This is a genomic window from Zhouia spongiae, assembly GCF_022760175.1.
GTDB classification, from domain to species: domain Bacteria; phylum Bacteroidota; class Bacteroidia; order Flavobacteriales; family Flavobacteriaceae; genus Zhouia; species Zhouia spongiae.
In genome coordinates, this window is sequence record NZ_CP094326.1 from 1392970 (window position 1) to 1411089 (window position 18120).

The 18120-nt window shown below is 38.8% G+C and carries 21 protein-coding genes and 1 riboswitch; of the genes, 15 read left to right on the forward strand and 6 right to left on the reverse strand.

Annotation, left to right across the window (positions count from 1 at the left end; translation table 11 throughout):
- The first annotated feature begins 47 nt into the window (after nucleotides 1–47).
- From MQE36_RS06045 to MQE36_RS06070, 6 genes are all read left to right on the forward strand, one after another.
- Nucleotides 48–1085 (forward strand): serine hydrolase domain-containing protein, encoded by a 1038-nt coding sequence (locus tag MQE36_RS06045; protein ID WP_242938818.1) that lies wholly within the window; start codon nucleotides 48–50, stop codon nucleotides 1083–1085.
- A gap of 41 nt (nucleotides 1086–1126) precedes the next feature.
- On the forward strand, nucleotides 1127–1555 hold the full coding sequence (locus MQE36_RS06050; RefSeq protein ID WP_242938277.1) for a DUF1801 domain-containing protein: 429 nt from the start codon (nucleotides 1127–1129) through the stop codon (nucleotides 1553–1555).
- A gap of 55 nt (nucleotides 1556–1610) precedes the next feature.
- Nucleotides 1611–1958 carry a VOC family protein gene (locus MQE36_RS06055; protein ID WP_242938278.1) on the forward strand — a complete coding sequence of 116 codons (348 nt, stop codon included), beginning with the start codon at nucleotides 1611–1613 and terminating at the stop codon, nucleotides 1956–1958.
- 279 nt (nucleotides 1959–2237) lie between these two features.
- Nucleotides 2238–2582 (forward strand): HopJ type III effector protein, encoded by a 345-nt coding sequence (locus MQE36_RS06060; protein WP_242938279.1) that lies wholly within the window; start codon nucleotides 2238–2240, stop codon nucleotides 2580–2582.
- Nucleotides 2583–2837: 255 nt separating this feature from the next.
- Nucleotides 2838–3650: a DUF4349 domain-containing protein gene (locus MQE36_RS06065; protein ID WP_242938280.1), complete on the forward strand. Its 813-nt coding sequence runs from the start codon at nucleotides 2838–2840 to the stop codon at nucleotides 3648–3650.
- A gap of 583 nt (nucleotides 3651–4233) precedes the next feature.
- Complete coding sequence (locus tag MQE36_RS06070; RefSeq protein ID WP_242938281.1) at nucleotides 4234–5190, forward strand: leucine-rich repeat domain-containing protein; 957 nt, start codon at nucleotides 4234–4236, stop codon at nucleotides 5188–5190.
- A 291-nt stretch (nucleotides 5191–5481) separates the two neighbouring features.
- On the opposite strand, the gene MQE36_RS06075 is transcribed toward MQE36_RS06070, so the two are convergent.
- The 3 genes from MQE36_RS06075 to MQE36_RS06085 form a co-directional block, all read right to left on the reverse strand.
- Entirely contained in the window at nucleotides 5482–6255 is a 774-nt protein-coding gene (locus MQE36_RS06075; RefSeq protein WP_242938282.1) for an alpha/beta fold hydrolase, read from the reverse strand.
- Between the two features lie 88 nt (nucleotides 6256–6343).
- The gene (locus tag MQE36_RS06080; protein ID WP_242938283.1) at nucleotides 6344–7102 is read right to left on the reverse strand and encodes a UDP-2,3-diacylglucosamine diphosphatase; all 759 of its coding nucleotides are present in this window, start codon (nucleotides 7100–7102) and stop codon (nucleotides 6344–6346) included.
- A gap of 66 nt (nucleotides 7103–7168) precedes the next feature.
- Nucleotides 7169–7621 (reverse strand): 6-pyruvoyl trahydropterin synthase family protein, encoded by a 453-nt coding sequence (locus tag MQE36_RS06085; protein WP_242938284.1) that lies wholly within the window; start codon nucleotides 7619–7621, stop codon nucleotides 7169–7171.
- A 167-nt stretch (nucleotides 7622–7788) separates the two neighbouring features.
- Here MQE36_RS06085 and MQE36_RS06090 point away from each other — a divergent pair, with 167 nt between their 5' ends.
- Entirely contained in the window at nucleotides 7789–8433 is a 645-nt protein-coding gene (locus tag MQE36_RS06090; protein ID WP_242938285.1) for a 2OG-Fe(II) oxygenase, read from the forward strand.
- Here MQE36_RS06090 and MQE36_RS06095 read toward each other — a convergent pair whose 3' ends face one another.
- Nucleotides 8434–9123: a hypothetical protein gene (locus MQE36_RS06095; protein ID WP_242938286.1), complete on the reverse strand. Its 690-nt coding sequence runs from the start codon at nucleotides 9121–9123 to the stop codon at nucleotides 8434–8436. It lies immediately after the preceding gene.
- A gap of 954 nt (nucleotides 9124–10077) precedes the next feature.
- On the opposite strand from MQE36_RS06095, the gene MQE36_RS17060 reads away from it, so the two are divergent.
- The 8 genes from MQE36_RS17060 (at nucleotide 10078) to MQE36_RS06135 (ending at nucleotide 17123) form a co-directional block, all read left to right on the forward strand.
- The gene (locus MQE36_RS17060) at nucleotides 10078–10131 is read left to right on the forward strand and encodes a hypothetical protein (protein ID WP_423242483.1); all 54 of its coding nucleotides are present in this window, start codon (nucleotides 10078–10080) and stop codon (nucleotides 10129–10131) included.
- Nucleotides 10132–11035: 904 nt separating this feature from the next.
- Nucleotides 11036–11131: riboswitch (TPP riboswitch) on the forward strand.
- 97 nt (nucleotides 11132–11228) lie between these two features.
- A complete protein-coding gene (gene thiS / locus MQE36_RS06105; protein WP_242938288.1) occupies nucleotides 11229–11435 on the forward strand; it encodes a sulfur carrier protein ThiS in 207 nt (68 codons plus the stop codon).
- 139 nt (nucleotides 11436–11574) lie between these two features.
- A complete protein-coding gene (gene thiC / locus MQE36_RS06110; protein WP_242938289.1) occupies nucleotides 11575–13431 on the forward strand; it encodes a phosphomethylpyrimidine synthase ThiC in 1857 nt (618 codons plus the stop codon).
- A 7-nt stretch (nucleotides 13432–13438) separates the two neighbouring features.
- On the forward strand, nucleotides 13439–14038 hold the full coding sequence (locus MQE36_RS06115; RefSeq protein ID WP_242938290.1) for a thiamine phosphate synthase: 600 nt from the start codon (nucleotides 13439–13441) through the stop codon (nucleotides 14036–14038).
- A gap of 15 nt (nucleotides 14039–14053) precedes the next feature.
- A complete protein-coding gene (locus MQE36_RS06120) occupies nucleotides 14054–14713 on the forward strand; it encodes a thiamine phosphate synthase (protein WP_242938291.1) in 660 nt (219 codons plus the stop codon).
- Nucleotides 14714–14728: 15 nt separating this feature from the next.
- On the forward strand, nucleotides 14729–15508 hold the full coding sequence (locus tag MQE36_RS06125; protein WP_278286628.1) for a thiazole synthase: 780 nt from the start codon (nucleotides 14729–14731) through the stop codon (nucleotides 15506–15508).
- Nucleotides 15501–16631, forward strand: coding sequence for a 2-iminoacetate synthase ThiH (thiH, locus tag MQE36_RS06130; protein ID WP_242938292.1), 1131 nt, complete (start codon nucleotides 15501–15503; stop codon nucleotides 16629–16631). The genes MQE36_RS06125 and thiH overlap by 8 nt, the downstream gene beginning before the upstream one ends.
- A gap of 129 nt (nucleotides 16632–16760) precedes the next feature.
- A complete protein-coding gene (locus MQE36_RS06135) occupies nucleotides 16761–17123 on the forward strand; it encodes a hypothetical protein (protein WP_242938293.1) in 363 nt (120 codons plus the stop codon).
- A 36-nt stretch (nucleotides 17124–17159) separates the two neighbouring features.
- Here MQE36_RS06135 and MQE36_RS06140 read toward each other — a convergent pair whose 3' ends face one another.
- Both MQE36_RS06140 and MQE36_RS06145 read right to left on the reverse strand, forming a co-directional pair.
- Nucleotides 17160–17330: a hypothetical protein gene (locus MQE36_RS06140; RefSeq protein WP_242938294.1), complete on the reverse strand. Its 171-nt coding sequence runs from the start codon at nucleotides 17328–17330 to the stop codon at nucleotides 17160–17162.
- 3 nt (nucleotides 17331–17333) lie between these two features.
- Complete coding sequence (locus tag MQE36_RS06145) at nucleotides 17334–18101, reverse strand: enoyl-CoA hydratase/isomerase family protein (protein ID WP_242938295.1); 768 nt, start codon at nucleotides 18099–18101, stop codon at nucleotides 17334–17336.
- Nucleotides 18102–18120 lie beyond the last annotated feature (19 nt).

Below are 18120 nucleotides of genomic sequence, written 5' to 3' on the forward strand. Positions count from 1 at the left end.
TCAGTACCAGGCCGTTGTAGTTAATTTGAAACTTCGTGCTGAAAATGATGAATACAACAAGATTAAAACAGCTGATAAGGGTTTTACTCCTAACCGGAACGATCATCTCTTTATACTTTGTCCCCTGGACAATTGTAAAAGCGTGGATAATGCCATTGCCGGAAACAGTTCAAGAGCAGGTGAATAAAGCAACCGATTATGGGTTCGACGGAATTATTGTATATATAGATAAAAAAGGAGACCAATCGGCATTTTATACGGCAGGATATAAAAACAGGGAAAGTAAGACTCCTGCCGATCCACATTCATTATTTAAGATAGCCAGTGTCGGAAAATTATATACGGCAGTGGCTATTGTCAGACTGGTAAGCGACGGACATTTGTTTCTAGACAAAACACTAGCTGATTATTTTCCTGAACTGGCAGACAGAATAGAAAACGCCGATAAAATAACTGTAAGGATGATGATTCGACATCGCAGCGGGATTCCCAATTATACAGATGTTGAAAATTATTGGGTATCCCCAAAAGAAAGTAATAAAGAAAGGTTGGCCCTGGTACTTGATTTACCCGCTAACTTCGAACCTGGTTCTGACTATGCGTATAGCAATACAAATTACTTAGTGCTCTCAGAACTCATAGAAAGAGTTACGAAAGCAGGCAGGGCTCAATACATTAAGAAAGAGATCTTAGATCCGTTGAATCTTAAAAATACGTATTGTTCTGTTCACGAGGTCGATCCGGATGACGTTATGAATGGTTACTACGTTGGCTATGAAAACGATTTAAAGACAAACGATAACGGAGCCATGTTGGCTACCGCAGAAGACTTAGGCAAATTTGTCAGAGCACTAAATGACGGTTCAGTATTTAAGAATAAAAAAGAACAGGAGATCTATGCTTCTGTGTATGAGTATGGACATACGGGACTGATCCCGGGTTATCAGACGATTGCTAAATACCATAAAGACATCGATGCTGTAGTCATTCAATTCACAAACACCGTAGACTTTGAAGGCTATAACTGGAGTTTATCAGAAATAATGTATGGCAGGATATTAAAAATGATCAGAAATATAAAATAGCTGCATACTATAAAAGAGAACAAGTATCAAATTCGGATAGCATGAGGAAATTGAAATTGAAAACAGATCCTAATACGGAAGCAGTCTTTGCAGATTACCCCGACTTTGTTAAGGGGAAAATGCAGTTTATGAGGGAGTTGGTAAGAGAAACAGCAGAAGAAACCGAAGCCGTAACCGTTTTGGAAGAAACACTAAAATGGGGAGAACCCGGTTTTGTAACCAAATACGGCAGCACCTTGCGAATGGACTGGAAAGAAAAAACACCCGACCGTTATGCCATGTATTTTCAGTGCTCAAGCAGACTGGTAGAAACCTTTAGAATGATATTTAAAAATACATTCGTATTCGAAGGAAACAGAGCCATCGTATTCGGACTCGAAGACGAGATCCCGGTAGAAGAACTTAAGCATTGTATAAAAGCCGCTTTGATGTACCATAAGGTAAAACACCTGCCCACTTTAGGGATATAAGTTATAAAAACGATCTTATTTCAGTTATTAACAACATAAAAAAAAACGATCAGCCATGAGTTTTGTAAACAGCCATATCAATTATATAGAATTTAAAGCGCATGACCTGGAGGCTATTAAAAAGTTCTACAAGGCGTCTTTTGGATGGAGCTTTACCGATTACGGCTCCACGTATATTGCATTTTCAGATAGCGGACTCGAAGGAGGATTCGAAAGAACAGAAGCAACGATCATAAACGGGGCTCTGGTGGTTTTATACCATGAAGACCTGGAAGGCATAAAAGATAAAGTGAAGGCCAATGGAGGGAAGATAACCAAAGAGATATTTTCATTTCCCGGAGGAAGGAGGTTCCATTTTTCCGATCCTTCCGGTAACGAACTGGCAATATGGTCTGATAAGTAGAATGCTGATATACCGGGGGTTATCCGCCAGCGTTATAGGTTGCAGCGACCGGGCAAAACCATTGCCGTAGTAAGACTCCGTTCAGGAAACCCCAAAGTTCTAGGGCATTGAACGGAGAAGGAAGGGGTACAGTTTCAGGATGCATGAAAAAGAAGTGCCGGAAAACGTATGGTCGAAGATAAAACACTGTGATTTTGTTTAAATAGTTGGTCTGAGCTTCATAAATTTGTAGTTGTTCAAATAAAGACAGAATAATAGCAAGATTTAACAGGTAAGAACATGGAGCTTAAAGAATTTAAAGAAAAACTTTCTAGTAATCCGACATCCATTGCTTTTGTCGATACTATCGAAATTATTGAAAAGCATTATTCCTTTACCCCGACCGAGTTTAAGAACGGAGAAGTAACCAATGAAGCCAATCAGAATAACGGGTCGTGTAAGATATTCGCTTTTGCACAATTACAAAACCTTTCAAAAGAAGATACGCTGGCATGTTTTGGTAAATTTTATACCGAAGATGTTTTACCAAACCCGGAGGGAGACGATCATCAGAACATCAGAAACTTTATAAAGTATGGCTGGGATGGTATTCAGTTTAAAGGCCGGGCCCTGCGAAAAATATAATGCCAGTAAAATAAATGAGTCCCGCTGTATCAGGAACAGATGTGCTTGCGATTGTATTTGTTCCTGAAAATCTTTTCGAAAGGGTGCATTCGGCATTCTATTTGTATACAGATAAGCTGTATCCATTTGGGTAATATTCGTTAAAGACCAAAAGGTATTACGTAATAAACAAAAGGCATAAACAAAAAACAACTGTTTGTTTTTACAGTAATTTCAGTACTTTAGGTAAGTGAAAACAAATTAATACTTAAGTAGATGAATACTTCCTTAAATAAAAATACAGCTGTGAGATACGGCACAAAATACTTTGCACTCCTTTTATTGTGTATCATAACAAGTTGTTCGCAAAATCAGGAAGGTGCCAATATAGAAATGGCAGCCGATGAAGTGATGGCTTCGCCGAGTGAACAAAGAGCAGCGGTAGCGGTAGAGCGGAAATTAATTAAAGAAGGGAGGGTCGAATTTGAAACCGGTGATATAAGCTCGGCACGGAAATCAATATTTAAGGCGGTCGAAACCTACGAAGCCTATGTTTCATCAGACCAGGAATTTAAATACTCCGGACGCAGGAGTAATACCGTAGTTATACGCGTGCCTGCAACCAATTTTGATGATTTGCTGAAGGATGCAACCCACGGAGTAGATAAATTTGACAGTAAGGAAATTAATGTACGAGATGTAACAGAAGAGTTTCTCGATGTACAGGCCAGGCTTAAAACCAAAAAAGAATTGGAGGGCAGGTACCTGGAGCTTATAAAACAAGCGAAGAATGTAACCGAAATATTAGAAATAGAAAGACAAACAGGTCAGCTCAGATCCGATATAGAATCTATAGAAGGCCGGTTAAAATATTTAGAAAACAAGGTGTCATTCGCGACCCTGACCATCACTTTTTATGAGACCATACCCGACAAAATCGCTTTCGGACAAAAATTTAAGAGTGGATTTAAAAGCGGTTGGGAAAATTTAATTTGGTTCTTTGTTGCCTTAACAAATGTATGGCCGTTTATTCTTTTGGCTATCGGACTCCTCATCGGTATCAGGATATACAGAAAGAAAAGAAAATAAGCGTTTCGTTTAAAAAGGTACTCAATACCTGTCCGACTTCGTCCTTCAACGGGTACCCATACCAGGTTTCATTTGCGAAGCTGTTTCTTTCCGCTTTTGAGAGGGAGAGACAGCCTGTACTGAGCGTTAGTCGAAGGATGGCAATCTCCCCAAACAAAGTTTCCAACATCAATAAGATGGCCTGTAAGGTGTTTCTTGTCGGGCAAGCCGTGCTATACCATGCTTCGTTAAGAAAACAAGATATGCTACAGGAAATGATCATAGTCCCGAGGTATTTCCTTCAAGCATGCCTGTATCTTAAATACTTCAGATTCTTCTTTTCCCGCGCAACTACGGGAGTTCGTCGTGTTTATAAGCAGTAAATGTTGAATAGTTTTAAGACCCTTTACGGATGACCGTATTGTTTATTTGTACCGTTTGAACTATTTTAGGAGGGTGTTTATTTTTTACGGTTGTACGAGTTATAACCAGATGATAAGATAAGTTTTATGAACTAGTATATACAAAAAGATTGTATCTGTTAGATATAAAGACATATGAGTGTATAGTGTGTTTATACAAACGTTGGCAGTCATATAAAAAAATGAAAAAAATCATATTATTATTCTTTATTTCGGTCCATATGTATGGACAAAAATTTAATGACTATGAGACTGCAATCAATAACTCAGAAAAAGTTATATCATTAAGCATAACTTCAAAAGATATAATAGATAAGAGAATCCAACTTTTAACAAATCTTAAACGATTATCAATTTATACCAATCGAAATTTTAAATTCCCTCATGAAATTGAAAAATTAACTAAGTTAGAACACCTTTACATTTTCTCTGATTCAATTAAAAACTTAAACACTTGTATTTTTAACTTAACAAACCTTAAGACCTTACAAATAAAGTCGAATAGAATAGAATATATCCCTGAGAATTTGGGGAATTTAAAGAATCTGAATAGATTAGTTTTACATTGTGAGAATCTTACAGAAATTCCTGGTACAATTAATAATTTAAGTTTACTAGAAGAATTAGACATTTACTGTAAAAAAGATTTAAAATTTCCTGAAAAATTAAATAACCTAAACAAATTGATTGAATTTCGCTTGGGACAAGCTTTAAATTTTCCTGAATCTATAACGCAATTAAAATCTCTAAAAAGAATAACATTCGATACAAGTTTTTTTAGTTCTTTACCAAATAGCATTGAAAATCTTGAAAATCTTGAAGTATTAAGTTTATCTAATTCCAAAATAAAGGTTCTTCCGGAGGCAATATCTAATTTAAGATTATTAAAAGCTTTAGAGCTATATTCAAGTGAAATAATGACTTTGCCACATAGTTTATCAAATTTAAAATTTCTTGAAGGTATCAGTTTAAAATATAGTTCAAATTTCACTGATTTTGATTCGTTATTTAGAATCGCTAAAGAATCTTCTTCCTTAAAGTGGATTAATATTGAAGGAACCAGTTATAATGTAAAATATATAGAAAGAATTAAAAAAGAACTTAAAAATATTGAACTAATTTATCAATACGAAGATTAAAAATAATACGAATGCACAACAAAGATGACTATAAGTAATCGCTTGTGATGGTTAACATAAGGATTTATTCCTACTTTTAGTCTTTTCACATGCTATAAAATACAAACCTAAAACGCAACCACTCATAGCCTGATACGTTGGTATTTTAAAACCAGGTATGGACTATGATTTATCCTGCGATAATTAAGGAATCCGCCCTGACATGAATTAAGAATGGATAAACGACCTCATATTTAGTATAAGCTTTTAATTCTGGTTCTCCTCTGAAGAGAAATAATAAAGAAAGAATGACTAATCCATTAGCTTTATAACCTCATCAATTACCAGCTTCTCTTTGGTCCAGGGTGTAAAATGGTTTTCGTCTACAATCGTTTTACCTGTAAAGTAACCAGAGTTAAAATGTTGTTTTGCAAAGGCGAGGTTCTCATACGGCACCAGCATATCCTTATCGCCCTGAAGCATTACCACAGGCACAGCCACGTTCTGCCAGTCATTGATATGTTTATTCAGTTCATCGGCATGCGTATATTTTTCATCGCCCGATACATTCCATGCGGTAGGGATAAGCCACCGGGTTAATTTCCACTGAGATAAGTTGCCTGCCAGGTAATACTGTTCCAGATCAGGGTCTAAAGCCGGAGCGATAAGAAGCGTAGCTTTTATATCATCGGATAAAACCGGAGCGTATGCGGCAATAGTTCCTCCATACGAGTGCCCTGCCAGTAAAACATTGGTTAACCGGTAGTTTTTGATAATCTCGGCGACCACCTCAGACTGTCGGGAGACGGAGGTAACAGCATTGCCAAAACCGGAATATCCATATCCGGGACGATCGTAGGTAATGATATTCGCTATGGCGCTTAGCTCCTCGTTTTTTAAGTACCGGTAAAAAGCATTTCCCGAACCCGGGGCTCCATGTATAAAGAGGATAGTTTGTTCCTTATCAAATCCGGTAGCAACCACCCGAATATTTCTGTCTGTACTTTGGGAATGAAAATAATCAATAATGACCTCGGTAGACTGAAAATAGTTATGAGTTGCGCTGTCCGACGAACGGAAGGTCATTAAAAAATGCGATGAGATAAAAGCAATAAGAAGGAGAAAAAGAAAAATGTATCTTTTACGTTTGTAGAAAGCTTTATTTGAGGCCCGTTTAGCCTTCATATGTTTTACGTTCCAGTTGCTTACCGTCAAAAACTGCATAGGTGTAATGTGTAATCCAGTCTCCGAGGTTTATATAGCTGGCATTGTTGCCCAGGTCGATCTCCATAGGGAGGTGTCTGTGTCCGAAAACAAAATAGTCTCGGTGTTTGCTCTCTAGTTTACGTTTACAATACTGTACGAGCCATTCGTTGTCTTCGCCCAGAAAAGTAACATCCTCATCACCCGATATCAGTTTGTTCTTAACAGAGAGATATTGTGCCAGTCGTACGCCCAGATCAGGATGCAGCCATCTGAAAAACCATTTGGCAACCGGATTGGTAAAGACTTTTTTCATGCGTTTATATCCGATGTCCCCGGGTCCTAATCCGTCGCCATGCCCAATAAGGAAACTTTTACCGTTAAAGGTAAATTCCTGAGGTTTATGATACACAGGGATATTCAGTTCCTCTTCAAAATAACCATCCACCCACAGATCGTGGTTTCCGACAAAAAAATATACAGGGATACCGGAATCGGTAATTTCAGCAAGCTTTCCTAAAGTACGGGTAAAGCCTTTAGGAACGACCGTTTTATATTCGAACCAAAAGTCGAACAGGTCGCCCAGTAAAAAAACAGCAGCGGCATCTTGTTTGATCTCATCGAGCCATTGCACAAACTTCTTTTCTCTGGGGAGACTTAATTCTTTAGTAGGAGCCCCGAGGTGATTATCGGAAGCAAAGTATATTTTCTTTCCTTCAGGAATGTTCATTCTGATATGTTCTTCTTGTAAATATAAAACAAAATTTGCGTTAGACGATTTACTATAGGTATAGCCTTATTCGTTATCGCTGGCGTACCATTGAGCAAAAGAAGTTTCTGTTTCCTGAAGTTTTAAAGAATGTAGTTTAACGTTTTCAGGCAATCTTGCTTTGATCTTTTCGGCAAAATCTATTACCATGTTTTCGCTGGTCGGCTGATAGTCGACCAGAATAACACTATGTCCGCGGTCTTGCAGTTCTTTAGCAAGTTCGATATGCGGGGTGTTTTTATTAAAAACGGTAGCATGATCAAAAACATCAACAATGTCTTCTTTTACGATCTTTTTAAGGTCTCCGAAGTCAATTACCATACCCAGTTTTACATGGCTGGTGTCTGTTATGGGCGAGCCAATTACGGTAACGGCCAGTTTGTAACTATGTCCGTGTACATTACGGCATTTGCCGTCATAGCCGTAAAGTGCGTGACCTGTTTCAAAATCGAATTGTTTGGTGATGCGGATTTTTGACATATTTATTTGATTTACGATGCAAAGATACGGGTTTCGTTCTATGGATAGGGGCAAAGGGATAAAGGATTTAATTTAAAGATTATGAAGACCAGGAATCGTTAAAAAATGAAATTCATATTTCCTTCTTCCATATATTTGCCTACTTTTTTTGAAATACTGAAACAAAGGTGAGCGAGCTGTTTGAGCAGTTGGATTTCGTTGAAGATCCGCTGTTCGAGAAGGTTATTGCCGATATACTGGATCGGCATTATAGTGTAGTGGATAATTTCTTTTCTGCGGAGGAAGTTGATCTGTTGCGCAATTCATTGTTGCAAAAATATGAAGATGACCGGTTTAAGAAATCGGCTGTCGGAAACCGGACCAACGAATTTATCGAAAAACAGATACGAGGCGATTTTATTCATTGGATCAATGAAAATGAGAAAAATGATGCCGAGCAATTATTCTTCAATAGAATAAACAGCCTGACAGATTACCTGAACAGAACTTGCTTTATGGGAATTCTTCACAAAGAGTTTCACTATGCCGTATATCCCGAAGGAACTTTTTACAGACGTCATCTGGACACATTTCAGAATGACGATCGTAGAGTACTGTCGGTGGTGTGTTATCTGAATGACGAGAGTTGGGATTTGAAAAACGGGGGTGAATTAACACTGTACCTCGATAATGACGGTAAAGAAGAAGAAATGAACTTGTATCCGTTGCCGGGGAGGGTCGTTATTTTTGAAAGTCAGCTTATCGAACATGAGGTAAAACACGTTATTGCCTCCGAACGTTTGAGTATTACCGGCTGGCTAAAGACCAGGTAGCTAATTTTCAGAATTTAATCTGATAAAATCGAGGTAGTAGCTTCTAAGCAAGGTTTTTACCTGCTTGGTGTTTTTATTCTTGTAGAGGTATTGGTTCTTTTCGGCTACATAATAAATGAATAATCCGAACTGGCTTTCGGGAACTTCGAGAGTGTCAAGGATGTACAAGGAAAGATTGTTTTCCAAAAAACTTGCAGTCCCTCCTTTCTGGTTTACGGCAAGTTCTTTTTTTAATTGTTTCCTTCGGCCCGAGATCATATTGATAAGCGGGTCTAATTGCAATACCGGCCCTTTGTTGATAAAATCACGGAGGTATTGCTGTGCGCTTTTCTTCTGGTATGTAGACGTGTATAACCTGCGTTCGGTAGGGGTCATGGGCTTTTTACTATTCATAAAAGGATAGGTTTCGGCAGACTGATGCACCGTAACTGCCTCAAGGGCTATAATATCATTGTTGATATCAACCTCAATCTTGTTGGCTGTAATATCACTTGACTTTACCTGGTATATGTAATCCTCAAAGCTTGCCGAAGCCAACAATAACCTGTCACCGGCTTTAGCCTTTATTTTTGTTAGCCCGTCTTTATAAGAGCCTTCGGTAAGTAAATTTATGTTGGCAATTTCAAAATTGGTGACAGCCTTCCCGTTCTTATAGACAAAAACGGTGAGAAGGGAGTCTTGTGCTTGCATTTGTATGCCTCCCAAAAAGAAGATGAGCAAAAAACCATACCTGTTAAAACCGGTTAAAAAGGGGTAGTAGTTGGTGATAGCCGTTCGTTTTTTGATTAATGTGTAGTGAAATAACAAATAAATCTGACTGGTTACAAGCAGATTAACGTTTCTGAAACACAATTTGTGAAGCCGTTAACTTAAAGAAATCATAAAAGGAATTAAGGGTTTAATAATGCCGCGGATGATTGTTGATACAGATGCGGGATGTTATTTCTTGAACTTTTTTCTTTTTAGGCCCCTATGCCATATATGTCATAATTTCTTACATTGCAGCATTAATAAGGAAAAGAGACTGTAAGTGGTGTTTAGCTTTATATCTCTTATAATAGCATTTTACACATAAAAGATATAAAATGAAGTATTTACCGATACTAATCGCCGTAATCTTGTTTTATCCTGATTCGGCCTCAGCATGTAGTATGTATAAAATAACAAAAAACGGCAAAACAATAGTTGGAAATAATGAAGATTGGTTCAGCCCTAACACCCAAATTTGGTTTGTTCCTAAGGGTGACAATCCGTATGGGGTTATGAATGTCGGGTTTGAAAATGGTTTTCCACAAGGGGCAATCAATGAGGCAGGATTAGTCTATGATGGTTTTGCTATGCCATATCTTGAAATTAAGAATACGGATGGAAAAAAGGAAATCCCCATCACAGAATTAATTCCTTTTATAATGCATAAATATGCGAATGTAAAAGAAATAAAAGAGTACTTATCAACAGTCAATTTAAGTTATCTATCATCCAGTATGTTGGTTTTTATAGATAGAAGTGGCGAATATTTGATTGTTGAGGGCGATGAGCTGATTATAGGAAATGAGGCTGAAAAGTCGTTTTCTAATTTCTATCCCTCACAGAATTCGAATCCTGAGGAGGTAAATATTCCTTTCTACCAAAACGGATTGAAACATCTTAAAACTTCAGAATCTAAAGCTAATCTTGATTATTGTAGTTCTGTTATGAATAAGTTTCAACAAACTATAACACAGTATACTACAATTTATGACTTGGAAGAACGTAAGATCCGGTTATATCATTATCAAAACTTTGATAACTATATTGAATTAGACCTCATTGAAGAACTTAATAAAGGTGAACATCAATTAAAAATTCCTGAACTGTTTCCTAAAAACACAAAGGGATACCAATATTATATAATGTATAATGATGCAGATGCAGTTGTAGAACACTATGAAACCCGTTGGGAAAATGAAAGTATAAATATTGATGTCGAAGCCAAAAACCTTCTGAAGAAGAGAATAACGCAATCTATAGCCTATATTGCAACTGATTGGGCATACACAAAAAAAGATGACGAGGGAGCTATTAAAATATATAAACTGATACTAAAACTTTTTCCGGAAAATCAAGAGGCAAAGAAAACATTAGAGAATTTTATCGAAACGAAGAAAAAGCAATAAACCAAAATATGAACGACTCCATTCCAAAAGATGTTGTTGCAAAGAATTTGGTAAAAGGGGGCTCGTATTGGAACTGTAGTTAGCAAAAGTTCAAAGACGAAAAAGGGGCTTGATTATTCGTAATATGGTGTTGGATGCGCTTTAGAGGGCTATATATTTGATTTTAAGCCTATTGGGTGGTGTTGGTAAAAACATTAGGAGATCGCCACAGGCTTTTATAAAGACTGCTATTTTTGGAGCCCCGGTTAACAAATGATACAACAACAAACAAACCGTCTTCCGAAGCCCCGACCAGGGAGCGGCTGTGGTAATCTCACCAGGCCAACAGCTGCTTTAGTAAATTTAAACTAGAGCATAAAAAGATACTCCACGTAACAGCAGGCAATGATTTTTTTAAAAACAGGTAGTTTTTTTAAAGTTCCGAAGAATATTCTATACCTTTGACATCAGAACTTTAGGGGTGCTGACAGAGTCGGCTGAGATGATGACCCTTTGAACCTGATCCGGTTAATACTGGCGAAGGGAAAAGTTGGAACACTTCGTATTTGCAAACATGCTTCTTTTTACAGAAGAATTGTTTTGTATGGTGTTGGTGCAGTCTATGCCCGGTCCTCCTAAAGTTTATTGTAAAAAAAATCAATGATGATGACAGTAAACGTAAACAATGAGGTGGTCCGAATTCCTGAAAAAAGCCCGCTTTCTTTTTTATTATCTCATTTAAACATGTCGGCCGATGGTATCGCTATTGCCCTTGCCAATAATGTAGTGCCAAAGTCAGAATGGGAAACCACCCAATTAGAAGAAAATCAGAACATCTTAATTATCAAGGCAACGCAGGGAGGGTAGTCTTAATGAATGTTGAACAACAACAAATTAAAAGTTTAATCCGAAATATAAATGTCAGCTTGAGCGCAGTCGAAACCTTTGGGATTTTACAAATCCATTTGTTCTCATCTGTGTTCTGTGATAACTTAAAAAATAAACCATGAAAAAAGACAAAACACCAGGTCAGCAGGCGATAACCAGAGCGCCTTTTCCTAATTCAAGGAAAGTATACGTTAACGGTAGCTTACATCCGCAGATTAAAGTGCCTATGCGTGAAATAACTTTAAGTGATACGGTAGATAAATTCAACGGAACCAAAGAACCCAACGAACCTGTTTTGGTTTATGATACTTCCGGACCCTATACCGATCCAAATACAGAAATTGATGTAAAGAAAGGATTAGCGCCTGTTCGTGAGCAATGGGTAACAGATCGTGGCGACGTGGAACAACTGGAGGCATTATCATCTGCTTATGGTAATGAACGCCTGAACAATGAAAAGTTAGACGAATTACGCTTTCAGCATCTAAGAAAACCATTGAAAGCTAAAAAAGGACAGAATGTTACCCAGATGCATTATGCTAAAAAGGGAATCATCACGCCTGAAATGGAATATATCGCTATCCGGGAAAACCAAAAACTACAGGAGATAAAGGAGATAACCAAACAACATCCGGGGAATTCATTCGGCGCAAGTATCCCTGAGGTAATTACTCCTGAATTTGTTCGTGATGAGGTGGCAAGCGGTCGTGCGGTAATTCCTTGTAATATTAATCACCCCGAGAGTGAACCGATGATCATCGGGCGTAATTTTCTGGTAAAGATCAATGCCAATATAGGTAACTCGGCAGTAACATCCTCGATCGAAGAAGAAGTAGAAAAAGCTGTTTGGGCATGCAGATGGGGAGCAGATACGATTATGGATCTTTCCACAGGGAAGAATATTCACGAAACCAGGGAGTGGATTCTCAGAAACTCTCCGGTGCCGATTGGAACTGTGCCAATCTATCAGGCATTGGAAAAAGTAAACGGAAAAGCAGAAGACCTTACCTGGGAAATTTTCAGGGATACCCTTATAGAACAAGCAGAGCAGGGAGTCGATTACTTTACTATTCATGCAGGTGTATTGTTGCGTTATGTGCCACATACCGCTAAGCGTGTTACCGGAATTGTGTCCCGTGGAGGATCCATCATGGCCAAGTGGTGTCTGGCGCATCATAAAGAGAACTTCCTGTATACACATTTCGAAGAGATCTGTGAAATTATGAAAGCATATGATGTTTCTTTCTCGCTTGGAGACGGATTGCGTCCGGGGAGTATAGCAGATGCAAATGATTATGCCCAGTTTGCAGAGCTGGAAACGCTGGGAGAATTAACCAAAATTGCCTGGAAGCACGACGTACAAACCATCATAGAAGGACCGGGGCATATTCCGATGCATATGATCAAAGAGAATATGGACAAGCAGTTAAGAGAGTGTGGTGAAGCACCTTTCTATACATTAGGGCCGCTTACTACCGATATTGCACCGGGGTATGATCACATTACAAGTGGTATCGGTGCAGCCATGATCGGATGGTATGGTTGTGCAATGTTGTGTTATGTTACTCCAAAAGAACATTTAGGACTACCAAACAAGGAAGACGTAAAAGAGGGGGTTATTACCTATAAAATCGCAGCACATGCGGCCGACCTGGCTAAAGGACACCCGGGCGCACAACACAGAGATGATGCCATGAGTAAAGCACGTTTCGAGTTTAGATGGGAAGATCAGTTTAATCTGGCGTTAGACCCTGATACGGCCAGGGAATACCACGACGAGACGCTTCCTTCGGAAAATGCCAAAGTAGCTCATTTTTGTTCTATGTGTGGTCCTAACTTCTGCTCGATGAAAATCACTCAGGATGTTAGAAACTATGCCAAAGAGCATGGGCTGGAAGATGAAAAGGCATTGGAAGAAGGTATGAAGAAGAAATCAGAAGAGTTTAAAGACAAGGGGAGCGAGGTGTACTTGTAAAGATGCTATGTTGATAGTTATTACCGCTGAAAATCTCATTGTGAATGAGTGCCGGCAGTTGAACGCTATGTTCGCTGCCGGACTACAGATTTTACATCTCAGGAAACCCGGTTATACCGAAAAACAATATACAAAGTTGTTAATGGGGATAGAAACGCACTATCACCAAAGAATAGTATTACACGATCATCATAGGCTCTGTAAAAAGGTTAAGGTAAAGGGGATTCATGTAAAGGAAGCATTCCGGAAGCAATTGGGAGATCGGCTCTATGATTACCTCCAAAATTACAAAAAAGACGGGTTTACAGTCAGCAGTTCTTTTCACGATGTTGAGACTTTAAAATCAAGAGTGCCCTTTTTTGATTATGTAATGTTAAGTCCGGTTTTTGATTCCATTTCAAAAGAAGGGTATCATGGTAAAGGGTTTATGGTAGAAGGAATTAAAGATAACATAATAGCTTTGGGAGGTGTAACCGGAGATAAATTAAAAAGCCTGTTAGAAATGGGATATAGCGGAGCAGCAGTTTTAGGTGCTGTCTGGAAAGCAAATAATCCTCAAGAGGCCTTTTCAGATATAATGAAAGCTCAGAATGTTCTGAATCGCTGAATAAGTTCAATGAAAATGAAAGAAATATCAAAATTACAATACATATCACAAGGAAACACACCGGCCGAACACTTGTTGAATATTAGAGAGGTTTGTAAAGCAGGGGTAGATTGGGTACAATTGAGGTTGAAGAATGTTTCTGACGAAATGTATGCGGAAACAGCGGTTTTGGCTAAAAAAATATGCGACCCTTATGGTGCTAAACTGATCATTAACGACAATGTAAAGGTGGCAAAGGTTATCCGGGCCGATGGGGTTCACCTGGGAAAAACGGATATGAGCCCTCAGGATGCCAGAGAGATCTTAGGTGCTGAACTAATTATAGGAGGAACTGCCAATACCCTCAGCGATTGTATAAAGTTGTGTGGAATGGGAGTAGATTACATTGGTTTGGGCCCTTTCCGTTTTACGACAACCAAGCAAAATTTAAGTCCGGTTTTAGGTCTTGGAGGTTATCGGAAAATTGTAAGCCAATTAAACGATGGTGAAATGTCTTTCCCTGTGATAGCAATAGGTGGAATTCAGGAAGCAGATGTAAAGGATATACTATATACGGGTGTTTATGGGGTTGCAGTTTCAGGCGCGCTGACAGTTGAAAATAAGATTAGTCAAACCGTTGAAAAATTTCAATCGCAATTATGGTCAGGCCGGGCAGACAGTCGAGTCCTTATTTAAATAAAGTATTATACAATGAATAACGATATATTAAAAATAGCTGATAAAGAATTTAATTCACGGTTGTTTACCGGAACTGGAAAATTCAGTTCCTCCGGGCTAATGGAGCAGGCTATTAATGCTTCGGAGAGCGAACTGGTGACCGTTGCTTTAAAGCGGGTAGATGTTAAAGATAATCAGGATGATATCCTGATTCATTTAAAAGATGCCCGTATCAACCTATTGCCAAATACATCTGGTGTCCGCGATGCAAAAGAGGCGGTATTTGCAGCCCAATTGGCCAGAGAAGCTCTGGAAACTAACTGGATAAAACTGGAGATCCATCCGGATCCCAAATACTTATTGCCCGATCCGATTGAGACTTTAAAAGCGGCAGAAGAACTGGTGAAATCAGGATTTGTAGTGATGCCGTATATACATGCCGATCCGGTGTTGTGCAAACGCCTTGAAGAAGTAGGGACGCAATGTGTAATGCCTTTAGGAGCACCGATAGGAACGAATAAGGGATTAAAAACCTTGGATTTCCTCGAGATTATCATCGAACAGAGTAATGTGCCTGTTGTAGTTGATGCAGGAATTGGAACGCCATCGCATGCCGCCGCCGCCATGGAACTGGGGGCTGATGCTGTACTGGTAAATACGGCTATTGCGGTGTCTCAAAACCCGGTGGCAATGGGAATTGCTTTTAAAATGGCTGTAGAGGCAGGTAGAATGGCCTACAATGCTAAATTAGCACCGGTTCAGGATAAAAAAGCAATGGCAAGCAGTCCGCTAACAAATTTTTTATATGAGTAGTTTTAAAGACGTGCTGAATCAATACGATTGGGATAAAACAATGCTGAGCATACTTTCTAAAACGGAAGAGGATGTAAAGCAGGCACTTCATAAGAATAAAAGAACCCTGGAAGATTTTAAAGCACTGATATCTCCGGCAGCCAAATCCTTTTTGGAAGAAATGGCACAACTCAGTAGCCGTATTACCAAAAAGAGGTTTGGTAATACGATGCAGATGTATGCACCGATGTATCTGAGCAATGAATGTCAGAATATCTGCACTTACTGCGGCTTTAGTTTAACCAATAAAATCCCCAGACGTACACTCACGGATGAAGAGATTTTAAAGGAAGTGGCATTCTTAAAGGCTAAGGGGTATGACCATGTTTTACTCGTTACCGGAGAAGCAAACAGGACAGTAGGGGTCGATTATTTAAACAATGCGATTCAGCTTATACGTTCTCAGTTTTCAAATATTTCTATTGAGGTGCAACCGCTCGATCAGGAAGAATACGAGCTGCTTATTCAGAATGGCCTGTATGCTGTATTGGTTTATCAGGAAACGTATCATAGAGAAGAGTACAAGAAACACCATCCCAAAGGGAAAAAATCGAATTTTGATTATCGCCTGGAAACTCCCGACAGGTTAGGGAAAGCAGGAGTGCATAAAATTGGTTTGGGAGCACTTTTTGGTTTAGAAGACTGGCGGGCAGACAGTTTTTTTACGGCGCTGCATCTTAAATACCTTCAGAAAACCTACTGGAAAACAAAGTACTCCATATCCTTTCCTCGTTTACGCCCTTTCAGCGGAGGGTTAGAGCCAAAAGTGGAAATGACCGACCCTGATCTCGTACAGCTCATATGCGCCTACCGTTTGTTAGACGAAGATGTCGAATTGTCCATTTCTACCAGGGAACGAGAGGTGTTCAGGGATCATATAGTACAACTTGGAATTACCTCAATGAGTGCCGAATCTAAAACCAACCCCGGTGGGTATACCATTGATAAACAATCTTTGGAACAGTTTGAGATTTCGGATGAGCGAAGTACCGAAACGATTGCAGAAATGCTTAAAAACCAATACCTAGAACCTGTCTGGAAAGATTGGGAAAATGATTGGGTCTCAATGACGGGATTTAAATAAAGATGGGTTTTTTATAGCAAACGGTAGCTGAGTTTTAATTTTGAGTTAAAATTCTTTTACCTCTGGTATTGAATCGATAATTTTGTTTTTCGTATTTTTAAAGGGCGTTAATTGTCAAAAAGTAAAAATATGTTGAAAAAAATAATAATAGTTCTGTTTTTAGGGTTTACGGCTGGTGTTTTTGCAAAAGAAGATAAAGCAGGATTACAGGGTGTCGAAGTGGGGGATGTGTATACCATTGCCGAAGCATCTGCACATGAGTATCAATTTATAAATTTTGAGAAAAGAAATTTAATATTGAAGAGGGGAGGCACCCCTGACTATCAAAGTGTCGAAGGAAACAAGGTGAAAGTTACTGAGGTAAGTACAAATAAGAACGGAGATGTGATAGTTACCTTAGAACGTTTAGACGGTACAAAGTTCTACAATAAATATAAGAAAGTAAAAGCCAATGTATCTAAGGCGATCAGCAGTGGAGAATTGGTTCAATAGGGAGATAGAAATAATTATTACTGAGGGAAACGGCATTTAGCCGTTTTTCTTTTTTTGGTATCTATAGATCAGGTAAGCGATGATGACCAATACTATAAAGGGAAGCATGTTGCCTATAAAGACTCCGATCGAATAAGCGCTGTTCGGTGCATCTTGCAGCTTCTTTTCAATATCGACCTGGGCAAGTAAAAAGAGGATGTCTTGCATTCGTTAATTTTTAAATTTAGCCAAAGCGTTTTTAGTAAAATGAGAGAGCACTAATTTTCCGGACGTTTCCGCGCGCTCGGTTAAAAGTTGATCCCAGTTTTCAGTCCCTTCCCAAAGAACACGTTTCATTTCTTTAAGAGCTTCCGGGTTATAGGATGTCAGCTTGCTTGATATAATGCCGATTTCCTTGTCCAGATCTTTTGTAGAATCAAAAACACGTGCATATAGCCCCTTGTTTTTAGCCCAATAGGCGCTTTTCCATTCTTCAGCGGCAAGGGTAAGTTCTCCCAAACCGGAAATACCTATTTTACGTTCAACCGCAGGAGCAATTACAAAAGGTCCGATCCCTATGGTAAGTTCGGAAAGCCTGATCGAGGCAGCTTCTGTAGCCATGGCATAATCACAAGCGGCTATAAGACCAACACCCCCCCCAACGGCTTTACCGTGAACTCTCCCGATAATAATTTTACCACAAGTGCGCATGGCATTAATAACATTGGCAAATCCGCTGAAAAACTTTTTGCCTTCACTCAGATTCTCGATACTTACTAATTCGTCGAAAGACGCTCCGGCACAAAATGCTTTTTCACCTTCGCTTTTTAAAACGATAATATTAACATCGTTTTTTTGCGCTAAAGAATTTAATTCGTTCGTTAATCTGTCTAACAACTCAGCAGGGAAGGAATTACCGGCAGGATGCCCGAATTCTATGGTTGCGATATTATTTTCTATAGAGGTGTACAAACTTCCGCTGCTTCTGTCTGTTGCCATAATTGTTAATTTAGAGTGT

Excerpts from the sequence above, each read along its gene's own strand:
- MQE36_RS06135 (WP_242938293.1), top strand. The coding sequence starts at position 16,761 with ATGTTGAAAAAAATAATAATAGTTCTGTTTTTAGGGTTTACGGCTGGT.
- MQE36_RS06060 (WP_242938279.1), top strand. The coding sequence starts at position 2,238 with ATGGAGCTTAAAGAATTTAAAGAAAAACTTTCTAGTAATCCGACATCC.
- MQE36_RS06065 (WP_242938280.1), top strand. The coding sequence starts at position 2,838 with ATGAATACTTCCTTAAATAAAAATACAGCTGTGAGATACGGCACAAAA.
- MQE36_RS06055 (WP_242938278.1), top strand. The coding sequence starts at position 1,611 with ATGAGTTTTGTAAACAGCCATATCAATTATATAGAATTTAAAGCGCAT.
- MQE36_RS06070 (WP_242938281.1), top strand. The coding sequence starts at position 4,234 with ATGAAAAAAATCATATTATTATTCTTTATTTCGGTCCATATGTATGGA.
- MQE36_RS06125 (WP_278286628.1), top strand. The coding sequence starts at position 14,729 with ATGAATAACGATATATTAAAAATAGCTGATAAAGAATTTAATTCACGG.
- MQE36_RS06095 (WP_242938286.1), bottom strand. The coding sequence starts at position 9,123 with ATGCAAGCACAAGACTCCCTTCTCACCGTTTTTGTCTATAAGAACGGG.
- MQE36_RS06045 (WP_242938818.1), top strand. The coding sequence starts at position 48 with ATGAATACAACAAGATTAAAACAGCTGATAAGGGTTTTACTCCTAACC.
- MQE36_RS06080 (WP_242938283.1), bottom strand. The coding sequence starts at position 7,102 with ATGAACATTCCTGAAGGAAAGAAAATATACTTTGCTTCCGATAATCAC.
- MQE36_RS06145 (WP_242938295.1), bottom strand. The coding sequence starts at position 18,101 with ATGGCAACAGACAGAAGCAGCGGAAGTTTGTACACCTCTATAGAAAAT.
- thiH (WP_242938292.1), top strand. The coding sequence starts at position 15,501 with ATGAGTAGTTTTAAAGACGTGCTGAATCAATACGATTGGGATAAAACA.
- MQE36_RS06115 (WP_242938290.1), top strand. The coding sequence starts at position 13,439 with ATGTTGATAGTTATTACCGCTGAAAATCTCATTGTGAATGAGTGCCGG.
- MQE36_RS06120 (WP_242938291.1), top strand. The coding sequence starts at position 14,054 with ATGAAAGAAATATCAAAATTACAATACATATCACAAGGAAACACACCG.
- MQE36_RS06050 (WP_242938277.1), top strand. The coding sequence starts at position 1,127 with ATGAGGAAATTGAAATTGAAAACAGATCCTAATACGGAAGCAGTCTTT.
- MQE36_RS06140 (WP_242938294.1), bottom strand. The coding sequence starts at position 17,330 with ATGCAAGACATCCTCTTTTTACTTGCCCAGGTCGATATTGAAAAGAAG.
- MQE36_RS06085 (WP_242938284.1), bottom strand. The coding sequence starts at position 7,621 with ATGTCAAAAATCCGCATCACCAAACAATTCGATTTTGAAACAGGTCAC.
- thiS (WP_242938288.1), top strand. The coding sequence starts at position 11,229 with ATGATGATGACAGTAAACGTAAACAATGAGGTGGTCCGAATTCCTGAA.
- MQE36_RS06075 (WP_242938282.1), bottom strand. The coding sequence starts at position 6,255 with ATGACCTTCCGTTCGTCGGACAGCGCAACTCATAACTATTTTCAGTCT.
- thiC (WP_242938289.1), top strand. The coding sequence starts at position 11,575 with ATGAAAAAAGACAAAACACCAGGTCAGCAGGCGATAACCAGAGCGCCT.